Source organism: uncultured Clostridium sp., from assembly GCF_937920395.1.
Taxonomy (GTDB): domain Bacteria; phylum Bacillota; class Clostridia; order Clostridiales; family Clostridiaceae; genus Clostridium_AD.
Map to the genome: position 1 here is coordinate 1 of NZ_CALEVF010000155.1, position 7,438 is coordinate 7,438.

A 7,438-nucleotide genomic window follows, 5' to 3' on the forward strand; every position below is an offset into this window, starting at 1 on the left:
TAGAATAATAAGGTTTTAGTATCTCTCTAAGAATATCTAAGTCTAAGCAATACAATTTAGATATAGAAAGTTCAAGTTCTATAATTTTTTTAGGCATAGATTTGTAGAAATATGAGAGATTTGAAATAATAAATTGCTGATAATCAGCATGAGAATTCCAATTTTCAAGCATAAAATAATCCTTCTAGTAAAATATGTCTTTAGGAGGAGGACCGCAAAATTTTACAGACTTGTCAAGTGTTTTATGCAAAAAAAGTGGGGGAATCAATAAAAAATAAGGATACTAAAAATGAGTAATCGCAGGAACTAAGTAGTTTCCGTGAGATCTCTATTTAGGGGAGGGGGAAATTACGTCTATTTTTAGAAAATAATCAAGACTTAGAAGGATTTAAGATACATTTGTGGAAATTAGAGTTAATATTCTTAGTGTTAAAGCAAATTTCAGAAAGAGGGAAAAGATTGAATCCCCATAGTAGTGGAAACGCGGCATCGTTCTTTAGCTTGTTTCAGAAATTGAGCAATTTTAGTGACTATCATCATTTAAGTATATGCTTATGGTGATAGTTTTTATGGGCTCAACATCTGAATCCAAACCTATTCATAATGTGTAATAAATTTACCATAGCTTATCGTCATTTTATGTGCTACAAAAACTTCTTTAATTCATTAAGTTGCCATTCTCGTTCCAAGGTTATAGCATCAATATCATTGGAACTAATTAATCCTATTGTTTTTATGGCATAATCTGATGCTACCATCGCATGTTCTCTCATATGTCCACTTGATACCGCTTGACCAACTACTCTTAATGCTGTTTTCTTTATTTGTGAATCGCACTCACGAGCAATTCTGTGAATTTTAAAGCCAGCCTGCCTTACATCATACATTCTCGCTTTACCTGTTTGCCATAATTCATTTACTATAAATCCATCAACTATTACATCTATCGAATTATAATCTATATCTACAGTGTCCAAAATATGTTTTGCCATTATCAGAGACCATTTCGCTAAATCTACTTGGCTAACTTTTTCATATAATTCATTAATTTTAGCCCTTAATTCGTTATTATCTATTATCTTTATTTTCACTTTTGTTGGCATAGCATACCTCCCTAAAAATATTTGATTATTTACTTCAACATATTTTACAGATGTGAACAACTTATTAGATGGGTGCTATCTTACTTACAGTGTCATCCCAATTTCTGCAAAGAGTTCATGTATATTCCCATCTGGGTCTGCAAATAATGCTGTTCTTTGTCTCCAAGGCATATCCTGTGGTTTATGGATAGGAGTTGCTCCCTTTGCAATTAGATGTGTAAATGATTCATCAACATCATTTGGATTTTCACATGGAAAAGCCAGTTCAAAAACTTGACCAATTACTGCTTTCTCATATTCATTGTTATAAACATACATAACATCTCTCATACAAATAGCAAATCGGACGCCCTCATTTTCAAATTCAACATAATTACCAAGGTCATTTTTAATCTTAAATCCAAGAACTTGATTATAAAAATTTTTCATTTTATCTATATTATTTGTCCAAATCGTAACAAGATTAATTTTTGCTTTCATAATAGTTTCCTCCTTCTTAATTTAATATGTGTATCGTGAATATTATTTTACATTTTCGACATGACCTGTTCAGTGTATCTTTTCTTTAATAATTCTTACAGTTATTATGACGAACTTTACGAATGTTACGACTTAACATTTTCTAATTGTATTTATAGTAATCTAATAATTTTTCAGATTCATTACAACAAAAATTAAATTTTTGAATTTCAGATTTATCAATCCATTGAATTTGCTCTATCTCCAAATTATATTGTATTTGTTCATTTATCTTACCTGTATATACAATTAATACATATCTATTATCTTGATTGATAATATAGACTTTAAATAGTTTTAAGTCCTGAATACTACAATTAATTTCTTCCCTTACTTCTCTTCGAATACACTCTTCTGGTGTTTCATTATCTTCTAATGCCCCTCCAACAGTTTCCCACAAAAGCGAAAATTTTTTTTTAGACTTGCTCCTTTGAGCAATTAAAAGTTTATTATCATTATCTTTAATTATTATTGAGCAACCTATATATGTATTCACTTCAAACCTCCATTTATTTCGTAAAATTTTACTGTACCTTCATAATAAAAGAATGTTATCAATTAATACTCTTCTTTTAAAATTGCCATAATAATCTTATCATGGAATTCTCCATTTCTGTAAAATGCTTGTCTCATAACTCCTTCTGTTTTGAAGTTAGCATTAGTATAGGCTTTAATTGCTCCTATATTTTTTTCTGAGACAGTAAGCATAATTCTATTGAGCCCTAATTCATGAAAAGCATTTTTAGTTATTTCTTTCGTAATAAATGTACCAACACCTTTTTTATGATATGATTTGTCACCAATAAATATAAAGTATTCTCCAGATAAATTTGTTTCGCTTATTTGTGTTATTCCAGTATATCCAAGTAACTTTTTGTTTGTAGTATCTATATCTACTATTGCTTTATTATATGCTAATTTATCTAATAAAAGCGTATCAAACCAATGAGATATTTCATTATCAGTATTCATTTTCTGAAATAGAGATAATGAGTATTTTATAACTTCTTTATCCTTTATCCATAAATAGAAATATTCTTTATCTGATTTTTCTAAAGCTCTTAATTTAATGTCCATATAACTTGCCTCCTATTACACTCATATCAGCATTTAATCAAGTGGCACCATTTAACAGTTACGACACCTTAAATGAAGGATGTGAATCAACTTCAACTTTAAATTATGCTCATATATTATTTTAATTGTTATCTCTTATAACTTTACATGGATTTCCATAGGCTACTTTATTATCTGGAATTGATTTAGTTACAACACTACCTGCACCAACTGTAACATTATTTCCAATATTAACACCTGGTAAAATAATAGTACCTCCACCAATCCAAACATTATCACCTATAGTAACAGGTGCAGTTAATGACTTACAAAATGAAAAAGCACCATTCTCATTTAAAGTGAATCTTTCTGTTGCATTTATTGGATGAAAAACAGTATAAATTTGTACATTAGAAGCAATAAGTGCATTATTACCAATAATAATTTTATTGCAATCTAAAAAAGTACAATTCATATTAATCTCACAGTTATTTCCTATATATATATTATTTCCATAATCAATAAAGAATGGAGCTGTAATCCATAAATTTGCCCCTCTTGAACCTAAAAGTTCGTTTAATATTTGTTCTTGTTTTTCTTTCAATTCATAATCTAATTGATTATATATTCTTATTAAATTTTTAGCTTTATGCCATTGTTTTAATAACTCTTCATCACCACAATTATACAATTCCCCAGCTAACATTTTTTCCCGTTCTGTCATACTCATTCCCCCATTTTATATAACAATTTTTGATAAAAAATAAAATACAAGTATGTCCTTATTTAATTATATAGAATATTAATATAAATCTCAAATATTTTACATAAAGACATCAATTTTAAACACAGCATAATTTTCAATGAGGCAATGCACTATTTACTATAAATAAAGTTAAATAGTACTGTATTTCCATTTACGGCCATCAACCTATTATTACCGTATATAATATTGCCTTTAATTTTGGATCAAGTTTTAAAACACAAAGGTAATTAGGCGAGGGCCCCACTCTACTAATTACCTTTGTATTTTTTATTTATAGTTACAGAGTATAAGAATGTTGCAAATTACATTTCTATACTTCAAATCCAGTTCTATCTTCTTCTGTAATTTCTCTAATTACTTTACATGGTACACCAGCTGCCATTACATTTGCTGGAATACTTTTTGTAATAACACTACCCGACCCTATAATTGTATTATCTCCAATATTAACACCTTGATTTATATTAACTCCTGCTCCAATCCATACGTTATTGCCTATCTTTACAGGTTTTGCATAACAACCACCTGCTACTCGTTCTTTTGCATACATTGCATGATTAGATGTATAAATTCCAACTCGTGGTCCAAATAAAACATTATTTCCTATATTTATCTCTCCACCATCTAACATTACACAATCGAAATTGGCATAAAAATTATCTCCTATTGCAATATTAAAACCAAATTCACATCGAAAATTTGGTTCAAAATGTACTCCATCTCCAATACTTTTCAGTAGCCTTTTTAATATTTCTTCTCTTTCATGATTGGGTTTACCAAAACTATTATTATATTCATTTGTAAGAAATACCGTATTTTCTCTTGTTTGAATTAATTCTGTTGTTAAATCGTTATACATTTTACCAGATAAAATCAATTGTTTCTGTTCTTCTAAAGTCATAAGATAACCTCCAGCCCACTATTATAAAAGGTATATTCGCTAATAACATTTGTTTGTTTTTCATTTATTAATCTACCCCATCTTATTAATTATTTTAGAGTTTTGTTAATACAGATTATTTTACTGTTCCGTCATATTGAAAAAATATTGTAAATTAATAATCTTCTTTTAAAATTGCCATAATAATCTTATCATGGAATTTTCCATTTCTGTAAAATGCTTGTCTCATAACTCCTTCTGTTTTGAAGTTAGCATTAGTATAGGCTTTAATTGCTCCTATATTTTTTTCTGAGACAGTAAGCATAATTCTATTGAGTCCTAATTCATGAAAGGCATTTTTAGTTATTTCTTTCGTAATAAATGTACCAACACCTTTTCTATGATATGATTTCATTCTTTATCTGATTTTTCTAAAGCTCTTAATCTAATATCCATATAACATGCCTCCTATTACACTCATATCAGCAGTTAATTAAGTTGAAATATCTAACAGTTGCGACATTTATGAATATTATGAACCAATAATCATAATATTTAAGTCCTATATAGATTATTAATCAATTATGATTATGATAATACAATGCCTTTTTCTATTTTATTTCCTTTTAAAAATTCTTTTACCTCAAGAGGTTTCCCCCCTGGAAACTGTAATATTTCTATAATCAGAATACCGTTATTGGTGGCGACTGTAATTCCTTCATTATTTGCATCTATGATATAACCAGGTGGTTTAATAATATTTGCCTCCAATGACTTGGATTTGAATATTTTAATTGAAATATCTTTATAATAAGTATGAGCAGTTGGCCATGAGTTTATATTTTTATATGGCCAATAACTCAATCCTCTTATTAAATTATGTATTTTAATACTACTGTCATTCCAATTAATCTTTGCCATTTGCTTGTTTAACATCTGTACATAAGAACTTCCATCACTCTGTTGTTTTACCCCACAAATTTCACCTGTTATAATTCCATTTATTGTTTCCTCTAACAGTTCAGCACCGTTTATTTTTAATAAGTTGTACAATTCTCCTGCTGTCATAGATTCAGATATGTCAAACTCACTTCTCATAAGTATATCACCCGTATCTATACCAGTATCCATTAGTATAGTTGTATTTCCAGTTGTTATTTCCCCATTTATTAAACTCCAATTTATTGGTGCTGACCCCCTATACATTGGGAGGAGGGATGCATGTAGACAAATACATCCGAGTCTTGGTATGTCAAGTATTTGCTTAGTTATGATTTGACCATATGCTACAACAATAATAAAATCTGGTTTTATTTCTTTTAATTTATCAATAATTACAGAGTCTGTTCTTATTTTTTCCGGCTGGAAAATTGGAATTTGATTCGATAATCCGACCTCTTTGATTGGTGAAATTGCTACCTTTTTCCCTCTTCCACTTGGTTTATCAGGTTGTGTTACAATCGCACTTACATTATATTTCTCTATCATTTTCTTCAATGAGGGAACTGCAAAATCAGGAGTTCCCATAAAAACTATTTTCATTATTGATACCTCCCTTTGATACTACAAAATATATTTTGTAGTTACACAATATTCTACGATGTTGTCTTAATTAATAGTAATTATAGCATGTTTAATATGTATAATCTTGTTTCATTTGTAATAACACGGTAATTTATTTCAATTTATAATTTATCCCTATTATTAACATACCAAATAACATATATACTTACATAAACAACAGCTAATGTAGTAAGGATCCTTCGCGTTATATATGTAATTCAAAGTAAAAGTGCCGTAAAATTCAATTGAATTTTACGGCGCTTTTAGGAGATTATTTTTAATAATATCTGCTTTTAAATAATATATAATACAAAGTGAAATTTCAATTATAAAAGTCAAAATTGCAATTCCTATACTTAAGTTTGGTAATATTACGCCTAAATTATCAATTACCATAACGGAGTCTTCTTTTGCAAATATAGATAAACCTTATTTCTTAATTCAGGTGGAACTGTATCACAAAGTTTTATTAGTGATAAGTGAGCGTTTCCATCATACTCTAATCCACATGTATCTTGATAAATTCTATAAATCTGTCCATTTTTCTAAGCTTTCTCTGTGCATACTCTTATATAAACTGTAGTTCCCACACCTATAATGGACTCTATATTTACACCATATTCTTCGCCATAATATAATTTTATCCGTTTATCAACGTTCTTTATTCCTACTCCGCCAAGCTTAATATCTTTAGTAGATTTTTCACTTTTTAATATACCTAAATCAAAACCATCCCCATTATCCCTTATTGTAAATATAATATCTTTGCCCTCTTTTTTTACATTTATAAGTATAATTCCTTTTCTATCCACTTGCCTAATTCCATGATAAATCGCATTTTCTACTATAGGTTGGATAATAATTTTCAGAATTTTTTCTTGACTTATGTTATCATCATAATTAATTTCACAACTTAACTTATCACCATATCTCTGCTGTTGAATATACAAATATTGCTTTATATGCTCTATTTCATTAAATACTGTTGTTATCTCATTGCCTCCATTTAGCGATAATCTAAAGAATTGAGCTAACGCTTTTGTAAGTGATACAACTTTCTGCGTATCTTTAAACTCTGCCATCCAAGCAATTGTATCTAATGTATTATATAAGAAATGAGGGTTTATTTGACTATGCAATGCATTTAACTCTGAGGTTCTCAGATACTTTTCTTTTTGAATTATTTCTTCTAAAAGTGTTTTTATTCTTTTTATCATATTATTAAAATGAGTAGCTAAACTTAGTACCTCATAACAACCTTTTTCATCTAACACCACCGGAGTAAAATCATCTTCAATATTTCTCATAGCCTCTTCTAATTTTGCTATTGGCCTAGTTATCCGTCCTGCAAAATAACTTCCACTGTAAGCAATTATAGCTAGGAAAACAATACTTATAACAACTATAGTTTCCATTAAGTTTTTTCTCATCACTTGTAGTTCATTTAAGCTTGAGACACCAAATAAAGTCCAATCAGTGTTTTTAATTTTATAACGCTGAATTACCATTTTCTTTTTTTTATCGTACCCCATTTGCATTTTACTCTGTTTT

Annotated in this window: 10 protein-coding genes; all 10 read right to left on the reverse strand. The window is 28.8% G+C overall.

The window, feature by feature from the left end; all coding sequences use genetic code 11:
• Window positions 1–644: 644 nt before the first annotated feature.
• Window positions 645–1,103: a putative immunity protein gene (locus Q0649_RS10705; protein WP_298841368.1), complete on the reverse strand. Its 459-nt coding sequence runs from the start codon at window positions 1,101–1,103 to the stop codon at window positions 645–647.
• Window positions 1,104–1,187: 84 nt separating this feature from the next.
• Window positions 1,188–1,583: a VOC family protein gene (locus Q0649_RS10710; protein WP_298841370.1), complete on the reverse strand. Its 396-nt coding sequence runs from the start codon at window positions 1,581–1,583 to the stop codon at window positions 1,188–1,190.
• Between the two features lie 142 nt (window positions 1,584–1,725).
• Window positions 1,726–2,118 (reverse strand): NUDIX domain-containing protein, encoded by a 393-nt coding sequence (locus tag Q0649_RS10715; protein WP_298841373.1) that lies wholly within the window; start codon window positions 2,116–2,118, stop codon window positions 1,726–1,728.
• A gap of 62 nt (window positions 2,119–2,180) precedes the next feature.
• Complete coding sequence (locus Q0649_RS10720; protein ID WP_298841375.1) at window positions 2,181–2,699, reverse strand: GNAT family N-acetyltransferase; 519 nt, start codon at window positions 2,697–2,699, stop codon at window positions 2,181–2,183.
• Between the two features lie 121 nt (window positions 2,700–2,820).
• Window positions 2,821–3,402, reverse strand: coding sequence for a sugar O-acetyltransferase (locus tag Q0649_RS10725; RefSeq protein ID WP_298841378.1), 582 nt, complete (start codon window positions 3,400–3,402; stop codon window positions 2,821–2,823).
• 352 nt (window positions 3,403–3,754) lie between these two features.
• On the reverse strand, window positions 3,755–4,345 hold the full coding sequence (locus Q0649_RS10730; protein WP_298841381.1) for a sugar O-acetyltransferase: 591 nt from the start codon (window positions 4,343–4,345) through the stop codon (window positions 3,755–3,757).
• Window positions 4,346–4,499: 154 nt separating this feature from the next.
• Entirely contained in the window at window positions 4,500–4,739 is a 240-nt protein-coding gene (locus Q0649_RS10735; protein WP_298841383.1) for a GNAT family N-acetyltransferase, read from the reverse strand.
• A 173-nt stretch (window positions 4,740–4,912) separates the two neighbouring features.
• Window positions 4,913–5,866 (reverse strand): methionyl-tRNA formyltransferase, encoded by a 954-nt coding sequence (gene fmt, locus Q0649_RS10740; RefSeq protein ID WP_298841385.1) that lies wholly within the window; start codon window positions 5,864–5,866, stop codon window positions 4,913–4,915.
• 273 nt (window positions 5,867–6,139) lie between these two features.
• On the reverse strand, window positions 6,140–6,283 hold the full coding sequence (locus tag Q0649_RS10745; protein ID WP_298841387.1) for a hypothetical protein: 144 nt from the start codon (window positions 6,281–6,283) through the stop codon (window positions 6,140–6,142).
• Window positions 6,284–6,432: 149 nt separating this feature from the next.
• Window positions 6,433–7,438: sensor histidine kinase (locus tag Q0649_RS10750; RefSeq protein WP_298841390.1), on the reverse strand; the 1,006-nt coding region annotated here is incomplete at its 5' end.